The sequence below is a fragment of the Acinetobacter sp. SH20PTE14 genome (genome assembly GCF_021391555.1).
GTDB classification, from domain to species: domain Bacteria; phylum Pseudomonadota; class Gammaproteobacteria; order Pseudomonadales; family Moraxellaceae; genus Acinetobacter; species Acinetobacter amyesii.
The window spans coordinates 3,112,474-3,131,815 of the sequence record NZ_CP090067.1; the positions used below are offsets into that span (position 1 = coordinate 3,112,474).

Below are 19,342 nucleotides of genomic sequence, written 5' to 3' on the forward strand. Positions count from 1 at the left end.
CCCGCTCCTTGTGGGCTTTTTTGTACAGTTTATTTTTCATCCTTTTATTTTCTACATATTCATTTTAGAATTTGCCTACTTATAAAAATACCAAAGCCTAGGAATAATAATGAATACCTTCACATCTGACTCACCGACCCAAGCCAGTGGTCGCTTTAGCCGTCGCGCATATCTTGCATGGAATCTACTTCTCGGCATTATTTTTACGCTAATTGCTGTTGTGGTCGGCCTGCTCATACCCGGTGCGCAAAATGCGCTGACTGAGGGTGCTATGTCAACGCCACTCATGATTATTTTCTTTATCATGTATGCCATCGTCATTTATTACAGCGTCATTTTCTTAATCCGTCGTTTACATGACCGAGACCATTCAGGATGGCTTGCACTGCTGATCTTAGTTCCTGTAGTGAATATATTGTTTGCGCTCTATGTGTTATTTGCACCGGGTAATAGCGGTAGTAATAGCTTTGGACAACCACGCCCGACCAAAGGCTGGGAAACAATGCTGGCTGTTTTGTATATCGTGGTGTTTATAGTCGGGATACTTGCTGCGATCATGATTCCGTCTTACCAAAACTAAGTGATCCGCTCTCAACAAGCCACGATTCAACAACAATAATGATAAATCATTAGATGCCGCCGAGATCGTCCTAAACAGCAATACATCTACTCAAACAAGCTCACACAAGTGGGCTTTTTTTGTACTTTACCTTTATAATCAACGCGCTTTTTTGGTACAGGATCAAATCCTGTACTTTTTCACATTTTTATGTCGTTTTTAGCTCAATTTTTTGCGGCTAAAAATGAATGATAACAATACTTTTTACGATAATTTAAGATCATTTAATATGAATAATTCACCCAATATTAACTCTGGCTGGAACCGTGACGGTCGCTTTAATCGCATGTCATTTATCGGTTGGAATGTCTTCTATGGCCTCATGCTAAGCATACTGATGCTGCTGATTGTCAGCATGATGCCCAATACTCTCAATGCCCTAATAGCTCACGCTGAAAATCCAATGACGCAAGTGATTGGATTTATCCTAAATGTTTTAATGCTGATCCCTTTGATGATTTTTTCCGTACGTCGTCTGCATGACTTTAATCTCTCAGGCTGGTTTGCACTCTTAGAGTTGATTCCGTTGCTCAATATCGTTATGTGCATTGCGCTGATGCTCATCCCTGGGTCTGCAAATGCCAATCAATATGGCGAGCCACGTGCATCCAAAACATGGGAAGTGGTCCTCGCCTTTCTCTTTATCGGTTTATTCTTACTGATCTTGGTAAATGTATTATTTACTGCGCGTTTTCTGTTTTAAGTCACTGTGTTTAAGTGCCCTCGTCACTGTCATAGCAACGCGCTATGACAGGCAGATGAGTCAATGGCTCATGCTCAACGCCACATCTCGGAATTTGCATTTCCGACCTAAACTCTCTAGTCTGCAACAACAAGCCTTTGAATTGAATCACAATGACTGATGCTCTACCGACACCTATTTTGCCAACAAAAGAACAGATTAAAGATTTTCCATTGTTCCAAAATTTAGTGCCAGAGCAGATCCATGTCATTCACAATGCAGAACAATGCCAACACTGGGCCGATGAATTGCAGACGACTGCCTTATTCGGTTTCGACTCTGAATCTAAGCCGACTTTTCGTAAAGGTGAGGTCTCTACCGGTCCACATTTAATCCAACTTGCGACGGCGCAACAGGCGTGGTTGTTTCAAATGAACGAATGCACTTGGGATTTTTTAAGACCAATCTTGAGTAATCGTGATCAAATTAAAGTGGGTTTTGGCTTAAAAAATGATGCGCATTTATTTCGTAAAAAAGGCATCGAACTGAATAGTGTATTGGAACTCTCCAAGTGCTTTGCTTCTTTTGGCTTAAGCCAACCTTTAGGTTTAAAAAATGCCATGGCACTGCTTTTTCGTGTGAATTTTCCAAAATCTAAATCGGTCAGCACCTCGAATTGGGCCAAAAAGCGCTTAAGTCCGGAGCAAATTCGTTATGCCGCTGCCGATGCCTATGCCCCTGTTTTGGTCTTTGAAGAATTATTACAACGTGGCTTATTACCTAAAACCATTCCCAATACGTCTCTCAAACTAAGAATTCGTCCGCACATGAAATTTTAAATCCTTAATTATTTTAATGATTTAATTTATATTCAGCGATGTAACCGCTCTGTAACTGGATATTGCCCCAATCTATGGCATGACCAAGTGCAAAGATCGGCTGAAGAGTGCCAATGAATTTGCAGTTTATTTGCACTAGAGATTTAAACAGTACGTTATTGCCTTAAAAATAGTCACAGCACAGTCTAAAAAAAATAAAATCGCACCTTTTAAGTACATTTATATCTTTGATTTAACTCATTTTAATTACATTAATACACATTTATATTTTTATTCGACTAAGGTTTTGATCTCTCTAGATTTTCTAGCAGAATTACATGATTTATCTCATTCATTCTATACTTTCATAATTTTTTTTCATCAGTCCCCTTTTGCTAAAACAAATCTGCCAAATACATAACACATCATAATTTAAAAACTTGGAGAACCTGACATGTTGAACTTATTTACAGGAAAAATCAGCGGTGTACTCAGCCTGACTTTACAAGGGATCAGTAAAGCGGTTGGACTGGTTTTAAATACTGTTTTGGATACTGTAGACAGCGTTTTAGAGACCGTGAATAGCTTAACAGCGCCCTTAACAGATGCACTGACTGAACTACCACTCATTGGCGGGACCATCGAAAAAGTACTCACGGTTGAAAATCAGTTGGTCGGCACCTTAGGTGACGGCTTACATGCTGTAGCTGATCAACTAGCGACAGGTGATCTTCTCGGCGGTGTACAGACCGCTCTCAATGGCGTAACTGGTGTGGTCGGTCAAACTGTGACTGAAGTTGCAGGTTTGGTTGATCATATAGGTGGTGTTGCTGCACCAATCACAGACGCACTTTCTGACCTGCCATTGCTGGGCGGGCTATTGAATGCAGTAGGCGAAACTACGGGTAATTTAACTGGCTTGTTGGCTGAAACGGGCGACTATGTAGCCAGTATTGATCCTACCGAATTATTAACATCCGTCCTGAACGATCCTTTAGCAAGTGTGGGTGGTGTCGTGCAAGATGTTTCAGGCACTTTAGATGCCTTACTGGATGACATTGCACCGATTACATCGATTGCCACTGAACTTCCTGTGGTCGGTGATCTCGTTCAAGTGGTCGGTGAAAGTACCACCGCTCTCAATCAAGGCTTGTACGATGTCGGCACCTTACTTCAATCCGTAAACAGCGATTTATTACAAACAACCGCTTATGTTTAATGACTAAAAACGCGAATACACAGCGCATTTTTTTAGACCAAGAATAAAATCCAATCCTCTATTTACACTGGCCTGACACATGTCAGGCTTTTTTAATTCATCAATTCTGATATTAGCATTTAGTGAATAGCCGTTTATTTGATAAGATTAGGCACAAATTCATTCTTAATTTGATTGAGCAAGGAGCGAAAGCATGCTGATCATCCCTGCAATTGACCTGAAAGATGGCAAATGTGTCCGTTTAAAACAAGGTCGTATGGAAGACGATACCGTATTTTCTGACGATCCAGTGGCAACTGCACAGCATTGGGTAAATGAAGGCGCGCGTCGCTTACATTTGGTAGATTTAAACGGTGCTTTCGCTGGTACACCGATTCATAAGCCTGTGGTTGAAGCGATTGCTAAAGCACAGCCTGAATTGCCAATTCAAATTGGTGGTGGTATCCGCTCTCTTGAAACCATTGAACACTACCTTGATGCAGGCGTCTCGTTTGTCATCATTGGTACAAAAGCGGTAAAAGAGCCTGAATTTGTTGAAGAAGCGTGCAAAAAATTTGCAGGCCATATCATTGTCGGTATCGATGCCATGAACGGCATGGTGGCAACGGATGGTTGGGCAAATGTCACTGACGTGAAAGCGACTGATTTGGCAAAACGCTTTGCAGATGCCGGCGTATCGAGCATCGTCTACACCGACATCGCACGTGATGGCATGATGCAAGGTGTGAACGTTGAACAAACCGTTAACCTTGCAACGTATTCTGGCTTACCTGTTATTGCATCTGGTGGTGTGACCAACCTTGACGACGTGCGTAACTTAAAAGGCCAACCGGGTATTTTAGGTGCGATTACCGGTCGTGCAATTTATGAAGGCACATTGAACCTTCGTGAAGCTCAATTACTGCTTGATCAACAAAGCTTATAATTTACCCGAGCAGAAAAGAGGTCTTCGGGCCTCTTTTTTTATTTCTCCACTTTGAACATTCAAATACACATGCCAACCGTCCAATCTGCTTGGAAAGCCAAGTTTCCGCAGCTCGCACTCATCCTGATTACCATGATTTGGGGCGCCAGTTTTATCACCGTGCAATACGGTTTAAATTTTAGCAGTCCCGTGCTGTTTGTCGGTCTACGTTTTGCCGCAGCAACACTGGCTGTGAGTCTTTTATCACTCAAATATCTTAGACACTTTTCTCAATATGATGTCATTGCGGGCGCAAGTATCGGCGCGGTGATTGCGATCGGCTATGCGACGCAAACAATCGGCCTGCAAAGCATCAGCAGCAGTGAATCGGCTTTTTTAACAGCGCTGTATGTACCGCTGGTGCCGATTTTTATGTGGCTCTGTTTTCGGCATAAACCGCATCTGATGACATGGCTGGGTGTGTGTTTGGCTTTTGTTGGTTTGGTCTTTTTAACGGGTAATGGTTTTGGCGCTATTCAGCTCAATTTTGGACAAATCATTACGCTGCTCGGTTCGATTGCCATTGCCTTTGAAATTATCTTGATCAGCTATTTTGCGCCCCGCGTCAATCTGCGCAGAGTGACGGTTCTACAACTGGCATTTGCCTCACTGTTCTGTTTTTGCTTTGCTCCACTGGTAGGTGAAACCACATTGCCCAAATTTGAATGGCCATTAATCGCTGTACTCTGCGGATTGGGGCTGGCCAGCGCCGTGATTCAACTGGTGATGAACTGGGCGCAGCGTATGGTTGACCCTGCACAGGCGGCAATCATCTATGCAGGTGAACCGGTTTGGGCCGCGATCATTGGGCGGCTTGCGGGTGAACGCTTAACACCGCTCGCTCTCATTGGCGGACTGTGTGTAGTGCTTGGTGTGATTGTGAGTGAATGGCGGCCGAAATGGTTAAAGAAACGCTAATTTCTGCATCCTCTATTAGATCAAAAAAGCGACTCATACGGTCGCTTTTTTGATGCTAAGATTTTTATTCCAAAAAGTTCTGAACTCGCATCACTCATACATCGGTCGGTTGTCATTGACACGGATTAAACCTTTAATCGCACGGTACACAATCCATAACCAAGACAGTCCGATCACCGTGACGCAGAAGGTACTCGCTCCCAGTGCCACACCCGCAAAGGCATTGGCATTATTGCCAGTAAAGAACAGAAAAATAAAAGGCACGAAAGCAATGATATTCCAAATGAGATACCACCAAAACGTACGGATCTGCCAAGTGAAATGGCTTTCAAAAATCGTGCCGCGCACATCACTGCGTTTGACGTAATTGATAATCAACGCGAGGACCGCAAGCAAGCCGGCAGAAAAAATCGCCACAATATAAAGAATATACAAAATAATCGTGAGCAGGCGGTTTGGATCTTTATCAATGGAATAATTCATTTCGCTCTCCGTCATGATGATTTTGCGGATCATTCCACCCTAGATATGCAGGATATTAAATGGTGAAATTAGCCATAAAATCAGTAATATGTTAAAGGCTATGGTACAGAAATATATTTTTCGAAACGGTTGTTTTTGTGTTTTATGCCGCAAACGTTGCTGAGCCAGCCATGCCGCCGGCCACCCACCTAAAAAAGACAAAAGATGCAGTGTATTTTCTGGCACACGTCGGTTCCCTATTTGCGCAGCTTCTTTATCTTGAGCATAGAACCAATAGGTCAAGACATTGATAATACTCACAAAAAGCAGCACCATGCCACTGAGTAAACCCGCCACAGATAAGCCCGCCAAGGCTAGGATATACACAATGCACAAGATTTGCATCGGCTCTGCCTGACGCGGCATCTGCACCACATTTTTTTTATTGGGGCGTTGTGTAGCTTTGGTTTGTGAGGCTTTTAAATAATGCACTTGCTGCGCACGAAAGCGTCCGCGTTCGTCTAAGATCACAGCATAATCCAACGCGCAGCCCACGATTGGTCGTGGGCCGGGACGGGAAAAGTCTTTAATGTGCAAAAATACGCGATCTTTGGTGCTATCGTTCGGTTGAATGAAGCCGTAGCCCTTATCATCAAACCATTCTACTAAGCGTCCTTGATCACGCATGCTTTTCCCTCTCGTTGTTTTTAAAATTTATGCAGTGACGAATTTTAATCGTTCAATCAGCATATTACGCATTTCAGCAGGGTTTTTCTGCAAAATATCATCACCTGTACGACCTTCTGCAGCATTTTTCTGTGCCACCTGTAAACGCATCATCCAGAAGCGACCCGCCGCCATCGCCAAATATAACTCTAGGCATGATTTTTCATCTGCGGTTAATGGACGCACGCTTTCATAGGCATTTAAAAAGGCAATGGCTTTGTCTTCATTCAAATGTACATCCGGATATTCAGTACAAAAGTCATTTAAAGTAATAGCAATATCAAACAAGAGTTCGTCTTTATTTAACTCATAAAAGTCTAAAATGCCGTTGAGTTGATCGCCTTCAAATAGAGTATTGTCACGGAACAGATCAGAATGAATAAAACCGGTAGGACGGTCTGGATACATCGCCGTTAAGATGTCATATAAGCCCAACAGATTGTTAAGTAACGTGGTATCTGCTTCATTTAATGTTGGACGAATATCACGTGAAACTTGTAACCAATAAGCATGATCACGATATTCTGCACGTTCCAAAGGGAAATCTTGTAAAGCCACATGCATTTTCGCTTGGGCTACAGCAATCGCTTCTGCTTGCGCTAAGCTCGCAGGCATGGGATGTTGACCTTGCATGCGTGGCGCAATCTGTGCAGGTTTATCCTTTAAGCTATGAATCGCTTTACCTGAATGATTCAGTGGTACAGGCACAGCTAGACCAGCCTGCCCCAAGTGTTCGAGTACAGGAACCAGCTCCCCTGCACCTTGCTCGTCCATCTCTTCAAAAACGGTTAATACATACTGCGTGCCATTTTCGCAAACAATAAAATAGTTGGTATTTTGAATACCGCCTTGAATCGGAATCAGGTCAATCACCTCCAGTCCATAAGGTGCTGCAAAATCCTGAACTTCCTTTAAAGTCAAAGTGGTATAAACCGACATAGAAAACCTGCGAAAAAACTTACATATTTTTGATAGAATAACCGCTCCGACTACTAAGGTGTAGCATCTAAGTCGCGAAGTTTCATAATCGGCTGTTATTTTTGGAAAAAATTATGCTTGCTAAACGTATTATTCCTTGCCTCGACGTGGACAACGGTCGTGTAGTGAAAGGTGTTCAATTTCTTGATATTCGTGATGCAGGCGATCCAGTTGAAGTTGCACGCCGTTATAACGAACAAGGTGCGGACGAAATTACCTTCTTAGACATTACCGCAACCTCAAATGGTCGTGATACCACTTACCGTACGGTAGAGCGTATGGCTGAGTCTGTATTTGTGCCATTAACAGTCGGTGGTGGCGTGCGTAAAGTAGAAGATATCCGCCTGTTATTAAATGCCGGTGCGGACAAAGTTTCGATTAACTCTGCGGCTATTTATAACCCTGAATTTGTACAAGAAGCCTCTCAGCGTTTTGGCGCACAGTGTATTGTGGTTGCTATTGATGCGAAAAAAACCGGCGATAATAAATGGGAAATCTTTACCCATGGTGGCCGTAAAGAAACCGGTATCGATGCCATCGAATGGGCTGTAAAAATGGCTGACTTCGGTGCGGGTGAATTATTAGTAACCTCAATGGACGCAGATGGTACCAAAGCGGGTTATGACCTTGAACTGATGCGTAACATCAATGACCGTGTCACCATTCCAACCATTGCTTCTGGTGGTGTCGGTAATCTCCAACATTTGGCCGATGGTATTTTAAAAGGTGGCGCAGATGCTGTGCTTGCAGCCTCTATTTTCCACTTTGGTCAACACACCATTCCTGAAGCGAAAAAATATCTAGCAGAACAAGGCATTGAAATGCGTCTTTAATTGATTCGTTTTCAATGAAGATTTAAAAGAGCGATGATTCGCTCTTTTTTTTGCCTTGTTGCTTTGATGCCACGTCATTGACGTTGTAGCAGAGCATCGTCCATACAATTCATTTACTATAGACATAAAAAAAGGAGCCTTTTCGGCTCCTATAAACCAAGAAAAACTACAGCACTTGGTCTGATACTTAAAACAAATGAAAAAATATACATAGCAACTTCATCAATCAACTCGTCGTGTACAAGCCTTTTGATGATTTAAATATAGGGCATTTGCACTGCATTTGATTGACAGTAGATTCATAATTTATTGACAAATTGCGACAGCTCAATTGAATGGCAACGCTTGTTGTCAAAACGCTCAGTGCATTCATATTAGACCGTTTCAAGCAGTGCAACTGGCTTTTCACGCTCAGCGACCCACTTTGCAGGAAATACCCGATTCACCCAGTGTGACAATGGCTTGGCAATCGCTGTCGGTAGTAGCACACCCAGTGGATTCTGTTCCTGTAATTTCGCCGAGGAGATCACCCGAGTTCCTAAAATATAATCAAACCACGGCTTAGTCACACACCAGTTGGCATCCTGATTTGAATTCATATGGTGGTCATAGTGCCATGGAATTTTTTTCATCGCCCACTCTGGCTCAAGATGTGCGCGACGATGGATATAATAATAATTGCAAGCACTATACAGCACTGCCAAGCTCATTCCTTTCGACACAGGATAAAATAACGGCGTAAATACACCTGCAACTATAGCCAAAGATATAATTTCATTTTTCGTGCGCCAGTTCTGTACACCTTCAACATAGCCATGATCATGAAAATCTGTTTTTCGAACTTCACGATGATGTTCCCAATGTGATTTCATGCTTTTCGGTACTGGACTAAAACGTGGCTTGCCTGACCGATGTGTCCCATGCAAAACATATTTATGCGCGAACCATTCAAAGGCATTGGCGACGACCAACCCTGCAATAAAACCTTTTAACATGACCAATATCTCCTTTTCTTAGCTCCACTATAGGTAATGAAAAGGGCTAGATATTGACCGTTTTTTTTAATATTATTGACAAAACACGACAAAATTTAGAATTAAAAAAATATGCAACAACTCAAGGACTATACAGGATCGGTCTATGGAGGACTGGGCCATTTGCTCTATGCTTATCACCAAGCTCAAGGCATTGCTATTCCTGAAAAATTGAATAAAGTTAAAAACTTAGAGCGTTTTGATTATGCCATTTGGCGTGATTTATTGATGGATTTAGATCAAAAGATCCAAAAGCCGGCGCTGGGTTTAGAAATTGCTGAACATGTGCAACCCAAACATATTGGCATTATTGCGTATATTGCCCTGTCCTGTGAAAACTTGGGCGAAGCGCTGCTCCGCTACCATGATTTTCATCGCTTAATCTTCGATGGTAGTCCATTGCTGATTGATATTCAAAATGATTTTTTCTCGATCGGTTGGAATGATTTACCCATGAATATGGCCAATCAATTGACCGATGAAATTGCGATTGCCTTAATGCTGCAGTTTCTAAAATTATTCATGCGTTTTGAAGATATCAATTTACACGAAGTGCATTTTCATAATCCTGCACCGAAAAATGTCGCTCAGTATGAACAATATTTTCGCTGTAAAGTTCGATTTTCCCAAGAAAAGTCGAAAGTTATTATTCCCATTCAAGAACTGTCTCGCCCCTTTTCCCAAGGCGATCAGACCTTACAAAAACTGTTAATGCAACAGGCACAGTCTTTATTGGAAAAGCTGCCGAATACCACGCAAATCGACCAACGCTTACAGCAAGCCATCTTAATGGGTTTACAAAAAAATCAGTTCCAAATTGAACATGTCGCTACGCAACTCAATCTTTCCGTCCGACAATTACAACGCCATTTACAACAACAAGGCAGCACCTATCAGCAACGCATGCAGGAGGTCCGCTGTATGATGGCTGAAGAATTTTTAAGAGACCCACATTTAAGTTTGCAAAAAATTGCGCTACTGCTGGGTTATTCAGAACAGAGTGCATTTCAACGTGCTTTTAAACAATGGCGAAATTTAACCCCACAGCAATGGCGCTTATCGCAAATTGAAGCAGCAAGTTAAAATGTGACGCAGTTATCATTTTATATATTGTGATTTTCAGCAAAATCCATTAAAGCTATGCATATTCAATAAATGAATAAAACAACACTTCACAACTATATTGCACTCATGCTGAGTGAAAGATTGAAAATCTATTCCAAATGACAAAAACAAATGGAATTTTAAATGAATAAATATTTAGCAGAACTGATCGGTACGTTTTGGCTGGTCTTTGGTGGTTGTGGTAGTGCGGTCTTGGCTGCGGCCTTTCCTGAACTTGGCATTGGCTTCGCAGGCGTGGCACTGGCCTTCGGTTTAACGGTGTTAACGGCTGCTTATGCGCTGGGTCATATCTCAGGGGGACATTTTAACCCTGCCGTGAGTATCGGCTTGTGGGCCGGTGGTCGTTTTGAAGCGAAAGAACTAGCACCCTATATTATTTCTCAATTGCTGGGTGCAACCCTCGCCGCATTTATTCTATTCATCATTGTACAAGGTCAGGCCGGATTTACAGGAGTCGGCGGTTTTGCCACCAATGGCTATGGTGAATTATCTCCAGGTAAATACTCTATGCTCTCAGCGTTAGTCATTGAAATTGTGCTGACGGCTGGCTTCCTGATTGTGATCATGGGAGCAACGGATAAACGTGCCCCTGCTGGATTTGCCCCAATTGCGATCGGTCTTGCGCTTACATTGATCCATCTGATCAGCATTCCCGTCACTAATACTTCGGTCAACCCAGCGCGTAGTATGGGTGTGGCATTCTTTGCTGAAACTGCTGCGCTATCACAAGTTTGGCTATTTTGGGTAGCCCCAATCATTGGTGCGGTGATTGGTGCGGTCATCTATAAACTGATGGCAAAAGACGAATAAATAGAAGAAGACACCATAAAAAAGCTCACAATCTGTGAGCTTTTTTTCATTCATCCCGAATTGAGCTTTGCTTCCTTCGACGGCCGATGACACAGCTTTAAAGAAATGGATTTTCTACTTCGTTTTCTTCACCGCCCTGCGCTATTTTTTCAGCTAAGTTGGTTTCTGCCTCAAGCGTGGTCACCACATCATTGAAAAATGCCTGTAAAGCTTTCGCTGCAGCTAAACCTGCTTGGTCTTTCGTCACCTGTAAGTTGCCATAAATATTAATTCGATCTTGGCCATTTTCTAGTGTTAAGTCATGAATTGCATGCGACGCTGTGTCATTTTCAAATGCTTTAAACATGTTGGATATCCTTCTTTTTTGTTGTAGTGATGCAGCAATAGAAATACGTGAAAAAGATTTCAACTGCAAGCAATGATCCTCTTCATCGCTCGCAGTTCAGCGCTATTATCTACTCAATTATTTCAAAATCTGTAGCAGATATTGCAGAATTTCTTCAATCAATTGTTTGACCAAGGCATCTTGATTGTTGTCATTTTCACTGCTTGCCATGGATGTCTCTCCCACAGAACCACCACTCGATTTAAACTCTTTTTGCAAACTTAAAATCTTGTCTTCTGCGACATCTGCAGCACACTGGCTTTCAGCATCCCAATGCAAATAAGCGATATCTTGATTTGCTTTTACTTGGGTGGCTTTGAGTGGCAAACGGTAGGTATTACGCTTTTGGTCTTCGGTTAATTCTGGAAAGAAATTAATTCCAGTCAGCTCTTCTAACGCACAAATACTCATCACTTTGACTGTCGGTGCGGTATCACGCAAGGTATTGTCCGCATAGTACACACCGGCAACACCTTTTTTCGGCAAATAGATCGCCTTATAGGTGGCGGTCGGCACAATCACCCCTTGCCCGATGGTTTTTAATTTTTTCGCACTGTATACCGGCCCCGTCACCACATAGACATCTTGCTTTTGTTTGGTCACTATCGCCCGTGTGGCTTCTTCTAACTCGCGCCACACTTGCTGATTATTTTTTGGGGCTTGCGGCACCATATTGGCCAAAGAAAAACTGTCTAACTGTGCCGCTTTATTGGGCATATCGGCATTGGGTGCCATGTGTCCACGGTCATAGCCTGAAGATTTATAGTCTGACAGCAAAGCCCGATATTCAGACGGCACGCGAGTCTCTTCATGAAAGTTATCTTCACGCGGAATTTTTTGACTCAGCCGTGCGGGGGTTAAGGCTTCTGCTACCCAAAGCGGTGTCTTGGATATTCCTGAATACATGACATTAAAGCCATTAAAACACAGGGGGAAACTATTTTTGTGCAGGCTTTCACGGACCAAATAAGGCGGCACTTCACGGTAAAATTGGTCCAAACAGGCGCTATTTGAACTGCTGCTCATGGAAACAAGTTGTTGAATTTTTTCTTGCCCGAAAGCAATAGCAAAGCTTCCTGTTGCCACCAGACCCAACAGCACTTTTATGCCATTTTGCCCAAATAACTGTGAAAGTGGATTTGCTGAATTGCGTTTCTTTTTGACCATGACTTACAACAATGACTTCTAAAAGGACTATTTTTCCGCAGCTTAGCAAGGGTGCATATTTTAGTACACTTTTCTTTTTTAATTTGCTTAACAATCACACAAATATTGTTTAACAAAGCAGCAGTTGATGTAACTTTATGTCGCAGTTGTGCAGTTCTTTATAGGAGGTCATGAAGCAGTTGCGTATGTTTCATTGAATTCGCCTCAAGAATTATGACAAGGTAAAAATACGAAAAATTGCGATAAAAATATACGGAGTGATTATGCATTCTAAAATTTTAGGTTTAGGTTTAATTTCAGGTTTAATGAGCGCAGCAGCATTTGCAGAGCCGCCGATTCAACCCGGTGATACATTAGAAAGCTTATCTAAAGTCAAAATTGTGACCACCGTGAATGGTCAACCTGGTTCCATTCAGGACTTAGTTTCAAGTGGCCAAGTTCAATTGGTTGAAGCTCCTGCCGGACAAGTCAATGCCGCTGCAACAGAACAGCCCTTAAACCCTGAACAGGCTCAGGCAAACCAAATCGATCCGAATGCCCCTGCAGTCCCTGCAAATGCTGAACAAGCCGTGACTGAAGCGGAAAATGCACTCGCAAATGAACAACAAAGTGTAGCTGCTGCACCTACAGAGCAGTCCGTTCCAACTGAACAAACAGCAGTGGCCAATACACCTGAAGCCGTATCAGCGGATAACAACGCTGCACCCGTCATTGCCTCTTCTGCAGAAGCGCCAGTCAATGCCGATAGCGCATCGGCTGCATTGCCTGAAGCTCCTCAAGCACAACAAGATGCTTTTATGGCAGCACCTGAGACTCAAAGTGTAAATCCTGCAGATGCATCAATTCAAGCCAACCCAGAAGCACCTGTTGCTGACGAAGCCATCCAAGCTGCGCCTGAAGCCTCTGCAGATGTAGACGCGACAATCAACTAATCAGCGTATTTTCAAGGATGAAATAACGCAACATCTTCATTCTGTTGTTTTGCTCGCATACTCCTCCCAGGAAAAAGTAACAGAATGATCTCTATGTCTTTGGACTAAAAAAGTTTAATTATTACAGATAAAAAAAAGCCAGAATTGATCTGGCTTTTTCGTGTCTAACTTTTAAATCTATGCCTAAAAGTTCAATCTACGTCTTAAATTTCAATCTGACTGCCCAACTCAACCACACGGTTGGTTGGAATTTGATAAAAATCGCTGACTGGACTGGTATTTCGCTGCATAGAGATAAACAGCTTTTCTCGCCAAGGTGCCATGCCTTCACCCAAGGTATGAATAATACGGTCTCTGGAAATAAAGAAACTGATTTGCATTAGATCAAATTCAAAGCCCAATTCACGATACGCATGCTCCAAAGCGGCAGGAATATTCGGCTGATCTTTAAACCCATAAAACATTGTGATTCGATAGAATCGATCATCTAGTTTTTCCGTGATCACCCGCTCATTTTCGGGTACAAATGGCACATCTCGGGTGTTGACCGTAACCATAATATTGCGTTCATGCAGAACTTTGTTGTGCTTAATATTATGCAACATGGCATGAGGCACGATCTCAGGCGTTCCTGTCAAGAATACGGCATCACCTGGAACAAACTTGGTTTCACTACCCATGCTGACACTGCGAATAAACAGGTCAATAGGCAAGGCATCTTTACCGAGTCGATTGAGCACCAATGCCCGACCATCTTTCCACGTCATTAAAATCGTAAACAATACCGCACCAATCAGGATTGGAACCCAACCGCCCGCTGCAATTTTTAATGATGTCGATGCAACAAAGATCAAATCAATCAATAAAAATGGCACTGCAAATATTGCCACTTTCCAAACGGGCCAACGCCATAAACCATAAGCCAAAACTGAGATCAAAATCGTACCGCAGAGCATGGTCATGGTCACAGCTACGCCATACGCACTGGCCAAATTCGCACTGTTTTCAAACAGCAAGATCAAGATCAGCACCGAGATAAACAATGCCCAGTTAATAAATGGCAAATAAATCTGACCACGTTCAACTTCAGAGGTATGTTTCACTGTCAAACGCGGCAAATAACGCAATTGAATCGCCTGATTGACCATGGAGAATACCCCTGTGATCACCGCTTGAGAGGCAATCACCGCGGCCGCAGTTGCCAAAGCAATCATTGGATACAATGCCCATTCAGGAATCAGCATATAGAATGGATTGGCTAAAGCTTCAGGATTACGCAGTAGCAAAGCACCTTGACCCGCATAGTTCAACAGCAAGCACGGCATCACCACAATAAACCATGCCAAGCGGATTGGGAGTCGGCCAAAATGCCCCATATCGGCATAGATTGCCTCACCACCCGTCATCGTCAAGATAACCGCACCCATGGTCAAAAACGCAACATAAGGCTGCTGAACCACAAAATTGAAGGCCCAATGTGGACTGATCATGGTCAACACAAATGGCGTTTGCGAAATACTCCATAGTCCAAAACCACCAATGGATAAAAACCACATGAGCGTTAAAGGCCCAAAGAATTTACCCATCGTGCCTGTGCCATGGCGTTGCACTAAAAATAGCCCCGCTAAAATACCGATCGATAAGGGTTGCAGCCATTGGTTAAACATCGGCGTCGCAATACTTAAGCCTTCAATCGCGGATAACACAGAGATTGCGGGGGTAATGATCCCATCACCAAAGAACAAAGATGCCCCAATAAAGCCAAGGGCAATCAGGTAGATTTTTTTGTTTTCGGCAATTCGTGTGGTTCGTAGATTCAAGGCCAACAGCGACATAATACCGCCCTCGCCATTGTTATCTGCGCGCATGATGATGCTGACGTATTTAAAACTAATCGTCAGCATGATGCACCAGAAAATCAGGGACAGAATACCCAGCACAGACGCTTCGCTAATCGCCAAGTGTGCTGTGAGGAAACATTGGCGCAGCGCATATAACGGGCTCGTTCCAATGTCTCCGAATACTACGCCCAAAGCTGCCAAGGTGATGGCAGGCAATGCGGCTTTTTGTGCAGTACTTTGCATATAATTGTCTTCAATTTAGACAGGATTTTTGCGAATCATAGCACCGCTCAAGATGTTTTTGTCTAATTCAATTGTTTCTCTTGGCAGAATATATTTTTTTCGCTATTATCCACCGCGCAAAAGGTGAAGTGTCCGAGTGGCTGAAGGAGCACGCCTGGAAAGTGTGTAAACGTTTATAGCGTTTCGAGGGTTCGAATCCCTCTTTCACCGCCAGAATAAACTGCTATACCAAGCAGAATGAAGGTCTAAATTGATAAAATTTAGGCCTTTTTTAATTTTATTGTTCTCAATATTAAATATTCCCCTAATTGATCTTTTAGCCTTTTAGCTCAATGACTTCACAGTATTTGAGTCCTGATTGATGGATTTAAATCACACGTTTTTTCCTAATGCACGACTTATGGATTTTTTATTGGCAGCAATAAGTACACGTATATTTACAAATACAAATTTTATATTCTAAAGACAATTACTTAAGCCTATGCTAAAAAATAATCATCCTCTCAATATAGGCACTATTCAAAAAATTATTCATTAATTTAAACATCATAGAACTGAAACGCGATTGCGGTACTTTTAACTTGATCAACGAAAAACTTAAAAAACACCTTTCATATATCACTGCTATTCGGGAGAGAACATGAATAACAGCCAGAATTATGTTAAGCAGATCAAGAACGCCAAACGTGGTGGCTATACCCCAACCCTTGCCAAAGACATCAATAAACATAAAATTCAAAAAGCACAGCGTCTGATTGACGAATGGCGAAAGCTCGCCAATGAACTCCGCCCCCAAATGCAACTGGAGATGGCATATACACTTGAAGAATGCGCCCAGGATCTAGACCAAATTTTAAGAATGAAATAGCACTCAACGTTCATCCATCCTATTTTTTCGCCCACATCTTGTGGGCGAAACATTGCCTAATTTTATTTTTCTGGTTTTTAGAGCCAAACATCGGTTGAATGCTGAATAAATCAAACGTATAAATTACATTCGATTTGCTGTTTTTTTAACTTGCGCCGCTTCAAAAAATCTGTAGAATGCATTCCACAACGCCGGCATAGCTCAGTTGGTAGAGCAACTGACTTGTAATCAGTAGGTCCACAGTTCGAATCCGTGTGCCGGCACCATTTCTTAGCCTCGCTTTTTAGTGAGGCTTTGATGTTTTTAGAGCCGCTCTTTTATGGCTTCCTCGCGCTAATCTGCACATAACGAATCAGCCCGTCTCGATACAACTTTTCGCACAATTTTGCCGTCATCTTGATTTTGAATTGATCCACATGACTCAGGCTCATCTGACTTTTTTGTTCTTGAATATAATCGGCAAAACCCTGAAATACGAATTCGCTGATATCTTCAATCTGGATATTTTCGAAACCTGCCTGTTGCACTTGGTGTTGTAAATTTTGTTTTGAATTTAAATTTTTCAAATTTACATCTGCTGCTTTCAACAGACTTTGATATTTCAATCGTTGCAATGAATTTAAATTCAAAAACGCATCAGACAACATTAAATAGTGAAAAGCAAAGCGCCCTTTTGAATTCAAAACATTAACAACTGATAAAAGCAATAAATTCAAATCACTATGATACGCAGCATCAATACACAGCACCGCATCCATACAGTTTTGTGGATAAATATTTTTTAAATTCAAAAATGAATCTTGTTGTATTTCGATTTTTGAATTTAAATTTTTTTGGATCTTTTCCACACATTCGGTTTGCAATTCGACTGCGGATAAGTTTTGAATTTGAAAATGTTCCATCCAAAAAACCAAGCTCGCGCCCTGCCCACAACCAAGGTCTAAAACACGATCTGTAGATTTTAATTGAATGGATTTGGCAAGATGGAAAGCGAGTTTTTGACAGGCTGCAGGATAGGATGATTTTGCATCATTCCAATAGCCCAAATTGCTCCAAGCAAGCTCCGCATCATCTCCGAGTAGTCGACTGTTAATCGCATATTTATGGCTAGGGATGTACTGACGAATTGCTTGAAGCCATTTCATGTTAGTAACCGAGTTGAGGGGCAACCTCCACTTTAGGTTTTAAACCTACAAACGGCAATGGTGCACCAAAAATTTCTGCAATATGCATAGCAGACGTTACCGCAGACTCTAAAATCGGCAGACCGTCACAAGACCATGAGCCACAGAAGAAGACTTTACGCTCAGGGGATAAATGTCGTTGCTGTAACTCTTTATTCAGCGCCACCGTATGTGAATCCACCACTGCGCGTGTCAAACTGACCGAAGAGATCACTTTTTTAGGATCAATCGGTGTCACTGGCTGCCAAGTTTGGAACACTGGAGTTTTACCCACCAAGCTCGGCTCGATTGAGTTCAGCCACACGGTAAATTGCTGACGAGTAAATTTACGATCCATCATATAACTTAGTACAGACCAATCTTTGCGCTTCGGCGGCATCACGGTTTGATCGGTGTGAATCACCAACTGACCTTGCTCAAATTTAAATTTCTTTAAGAGCTCAATATCATCAGCAAACTGGGTTGGATCTAAAAATTCTTCCGTTTTGGTGGTTGGTGTCGCAACAACCACGCGATCGAATAGATGATGTGCACCGGCCTCAGTTTCCACCAAGACTTTATCGTCTTGCTCGTGCACTTTGGTAATTGCCGTACCACTTTGAATATTTAAACCTTCAATCAGTTTATCAACCAACGCAGGTGTACCGCCTTGGATACGCAGCAAGGCATCACCATTGGTCAATTGACGCAAGAAAATCAACAGCGGTTTCGCAGGCCATTCCCCAATCGTTTTCGGGTTACAGGTGCAAATGGTATACAACACAGGCATGACCGCACCATGCCAAAATACTTCTTCAATTTCATTTTTATTAATGAATTCAGCAAGCGTAATGTCCTGATTTTTTGATTTAAAAAATCGAGTGATCGCGGCTTTGAGTTGCAACATTCCTTTGACTAAACGCCAGCCATATTGTTGTAAGCCTTTACGATTATTAATAATTGGGAAATTACCAATACGGCTACGACTGGTGGTCAACCACGTTTCTGTACGATCTTCAAAGAGCCAACTGCATGCCATATAGGTACGGACTGGGAAAGTTTTAATCCCTAAATGGGTCGCCAAACTTAAGGTATTTTTCCAGAGGTGTGGATTCATCACACGCAAAGGGGCATCGATCAAGCCACCTTCAAACTCAGTGCTGTGGCTATCCATACCACGACCAGGCAGAGCTTCGAAAATTGTAATGTTATGCCCTGCGTCTTTAAGAATTCTTGCGGTAGCCAGCCCAGCCATGCCACTACCGATGACTGCAATTTCCAATTTTCTTTTCCATCTATAAAACACAGTTTAAAAGTATGACTGATCAGAAGTTAAAAATAGCTATTAAAAAATACCAGATTCGCATTTTTTGTATGGATTTCAGTACAGCGGTTTTTAAGTTAAATTTACAAATATTTACAGTCAAAAAGCACACAATTTAAGCTTTGTTTTTTAAACATATTTTTCTTTAAAATTTTAATTACCCTATAAAACCAAACAATTAAATTAACCATTTTTATAACTTTCGGTTTACTTTAAAGCCAAGTCTCGCTA

20 protein-coding genes and 2 tRNA genes are annotated in these 19,342 nt (G+C 42.2%); 13 read left to right on the top strand and 9 right to left on the bottom strand.

The window, feature by feature from the left end:
- The first annotated feature begins 109 nt into the window (after positions 1 to 109).
- From LXF01_RS15170 to LXF01_RS15195, 6 genes are all read left to right on the top strand, one after another.
- The gene (locus tag LXF01_RS15170; RefSeq protein WP_233944668.1) at positions 110 to 580 is read left to right on the top strand and encodes a DUF805 domain-containing protein; all 471 of its coding nucleotides are present in this window, start codon (positions 110 to 112) and stop codon (positions 578 to 580) included.
- A gap of 268 nt (positions 581 to 848) precedes the next feature.
- Positions 849 to 1,322 carry a DUF805 domain-containing protein gene (locus tag LXF01_RS15175; protein ID WP_180009274.1) on the top strand — a complete coding sequence of 158 codons (474 nt, stop codon included), beginning with the start codon at positions 849 to 851 and terminating at the stop codon, positions 1,320 to 1,322.
- A 152-nt stretch (positions 1,323 to 1,474) separates the two neighbouring features.
- On the top strand, positions 1,475 to 2,140 hold the full coding sequence (locus LXF01_RS15180; RefSeq protein WP_233944669.1) for a 3'-5' exonuclease: 666 nt from the start codon (positions 1,475 to 1,477) through the stop codon (positions 2,138 to 2,140).
- A 433-nt stretch (positions 2,141 to 2,573) separates the two neighbouring features.
- Entirely contained in the window at positions 2,574 to 3,338 is a 765-nt protein-coding gene (locus LXF01_RS15185) for a hypothetical protein (RefSeq protein ID WP_180147274.1), read from the top strand.
- 193 nt (positions 3,339 to 3,531) lie between these two features.
- The gene (gene hisA / locus LXF01_RS15190) at positions 3,532 to 4,263 is read left to right on the top strand and encodes a 1-(5-phosphoribosyl)-5-[(5-phosphoribosylamino)methylideneamino]imidazole-4-carboxamide isomerase (protein ID WP_078190493.1); all 732 of its coding nucleotides are present in this window, start codon (positions 3,532 to 3,534) and stop codon (positions 4,261 to 4,263) included.
- A 69-nt stretch (positions 4,264 to 4,332) separates the two neighbouring features.
- Positions 4,333 to 5,220 (top strand): DMT family transporter, encoded by an 888-nt coding sequence (locus tag LXF01_RS15195; RefSeq protein WP_233944670.1) that lies wholly within the window; start codon positions 4,333 to 4,335, stop codon positions 5,218 to 5,220.
- 90 nt (positions 5,221 to 5,310) lie between these two features.
- Here the strand turns inward: LXF01_RS15195 and LXF01_RS15200 are convergent, their stop codons facing one another.
- From LXF01_RS15200 to LXF01_RS15210, 3 genes are read right to left on the bottom strand one after another with little or no spacing between them, the layout of a single operon-like run.
- A complete protein-coding gene (locus LXF01_RS15200; protein ID WP_168378990.1) occupies positions 5,311 to 5,703 on the bottom strand; it encodes a DUF4870 family protein in 393 nt (130 codons plus the stop codon).
- Positions 5,704 to 5,742: 39 nt separating this feature from the next.
- Complete coding sequence (locus LXF01_RS15205) at positions 5,743 to 6,369, bottom strand: DUF1294 domain-containing protein (RefSeq protein ID WP_233944671.1); 627 nt, start codon at positions 6,367 to 6,369, stop codon at positions 5,743 to 5,745.
- A 27-nt stretch (positions 6,370 to 6,396) separates the two neighbouring features.
- The gene (locus LXF01_RS15210) at positions 6,397 to 7,347 is read right to left on the bottom strand and encodes a homoserine kinase (RefSeq protein WP_111884520.1); all 951 of its coding nucleotides are present in this window, start codon (positions 7,345 to 7,347) and stop codon (positions 6,397 to 6,399) included.
- 113 nt (positions 7,348 to 7,460) lie between these two features.
- Here LXF01_RS15210 and hisF point away from each other — a divergent pair, with 113 nt between their 5' ends.
- Positions 7,461 to 8,219 (top strand): imidazole glycerol phosphate synthase subunit HisF, encoded by a 759-nt coding sequence (gene hisF, locus LXF01_RS15215; RefSeq protein ID WP_180010577.1) that lies wholly within the window; start codon positions 7,461 to 7,463, stop codon positions 8,217 to 8,219.
- 374 nt (positions 8,220 to 8,593) lie between these two features.
- On the opposite strand, the gene LXF01_RS15220 is transcribed toward hisF, so the two are convergent.
- Complete coding sequence (locus LXF01_RS15220; protein WP_180084404.1) at positions 8,594 to 9,214, bottom strand: hypothetical protein; 621 nt, start codon at positions 9,212 to 9,214, stop codon at positions 8,594 to 8,596.
- A 111-nt stretch (positions 9,215 to 9,325) separates the two neighbouring features.
- Here LXF01_RS15220 and LXF01_RS15225 point away from each other — a divergent pair, with 111 nt between their 5' ends.
- Positions 9,326 to 10,336: an AraC family transcriptional regulator gene (locus LXF01_RS15225; protein WP_233944672.1), complete on the top strand. Its 1,011-nt coding sequence runs from the start codon at positions 9,326 to 9,328 to the stop codon at positions 10,334 to 10,336.
- A 165-nt stretch (positions 10,337 to 10,501) separates the two neighbouring features.
- Positions 10,502 to 11,188 carry an aquaporin Z gene (aqpZ, locus tag LXF01_RS15230; RefSeq protein ID WP_180002782.1) on the top strand — a complete coding sequence of 229 codons (687 nt, stop codon included), beginning with the start codon at positions 10,502 to 10,504 and terminating at the stop codon, positions 11,186 to 11,188.
- Between the two features lie 97 nt (positions 11,189 to 11,285).
- Here aqpZ and LXF01_RS15235 read toward each other — a convergent pair whose 3' ends face one another.
- Together LXF01_RS15235 and LXF01_RS15240 are read right to left on the bottom strand one after the other, a co-directional pair.
- Positions 11,286 to 11,534, bottom strand: coding sequence for a hypothetical protein (locus tag LXF01_RS15235; protein ID WP_180002780.1), 249 nt, complete (start codon positions 11,532 to 11,534; stop codon positions 11,286 to 11,288).
- A 117-nt stretch (positions 11,535 to 11,651) separates the two neighbouring features.
- Positions 11,652 to 12,740 (bottom strand): DNA/RNA non-specific endonuclease, encoded by a 1,089-nt coding sequence (locus LXF01_RS15240; RefSeq protein WP_168378985.1) that lies wholly within the window; start codon positions 12,738 to 12,740, stop codon positions 11,652 to 11,654.
- Positions 12,741 to 13,003: 263 nt separating this feature from the next.
- Between LXF01_RS15240 and LXF01_RS15245 the strand changes: the two genes are divergently transcribed.
- Positions 13,004 to 13,672, top strand: coding sequence for a hypothetical protein (locus tag LXF01_RS15245; RefSeq protein ID WP_233944673.1), 669 nt, complete (start codon positions 13,004 to 13,006; stop codon positions 13,670 to 13,672).
- 203 nt (positions 13,673 to 13,875) lie between these two features.
- On the opposite strand, the gene LXF01_RS15250 is transcribed toward LXF01_RS15245, so the two are convergent.
- The gene (locus LXF01_RS15250) at positions 13,876 to 15,756 is read right to left on the bottom strand and encodes a potassium transporter Kup (protein WP_078193161.1); all 1,881 of its coding nucleotides are present in this window, start codon (positions 15,754 to 15,756) and stop codon (positions 13,876 to 13,878) included.
- 122 nt (positions 15,757 to 15,878) lie between these two features.
- Between LXF01_RS15250 and LXF01_RS15255 the strand changes: the two genes are divergently transcribed.
- The 3 genes from LXF01_RS15255 (at position 15,879) to LXF01_RS15265 (ending at position 16,890) form a co-directional block, all read left to right on the top strand.
- A tRNA-Ser gene (locus LXF01_RS15255) sits at positions 15,879 to 15,969 on the top strand.
- 427 nt (positions 15,970 to 16,396) lie between these two features.
- The gene (locus tag LXF01_RS15260; RefSeq protein ID WP_078190515.1) at positions 16,397 to 16,624 is read left to right on the top strand and encodes a hypothetical protein; all 228 of its coding nucleotides are present in this window, start codon (positions 16,397 to 16,399) and stop codon (positions 16,622 to 16,624) included.
- A 190-nt stretch (positions 16,625 to 16,814) separates the two neighbouring features.
- Positions 16,815 to 16,890, top strand: a tRNA-Thr gene (locus LXF01_RS15265).
- A 51-nt stretch (positions 16,891 to 16,941) separates the two neighbouring features.
- On the opposite strand, the gene LXF01_RS15270 is transcribed toward LXF01_RS15265, so the two are convergent.
- A complete protein-coding gene (locus LXF01_RS15270) occupies positions 16,942 to 17,769 on the bottom strand; it encodes an SAM-dependent methyltransferase (protein WP_233944674.1) in 828 nt (275 codons plus the stop codon).
- Position 17,770: 1 nt separating this feature from the next.
- Positions 17,771 to 19,069 (bottom strand): FAD-dependent oxidoreductase, encoded by a 1,299-nt coding sequence (locus LXF01_RS15275; RefSeq protein WP_180035457.1) that lies wholly within the window; start codon positions 19,067 to 19,069, stop codon positions 17,771 to 17,773.
- Positions 19,070 to 19,342: the final 273 nt, after the last annotated feature.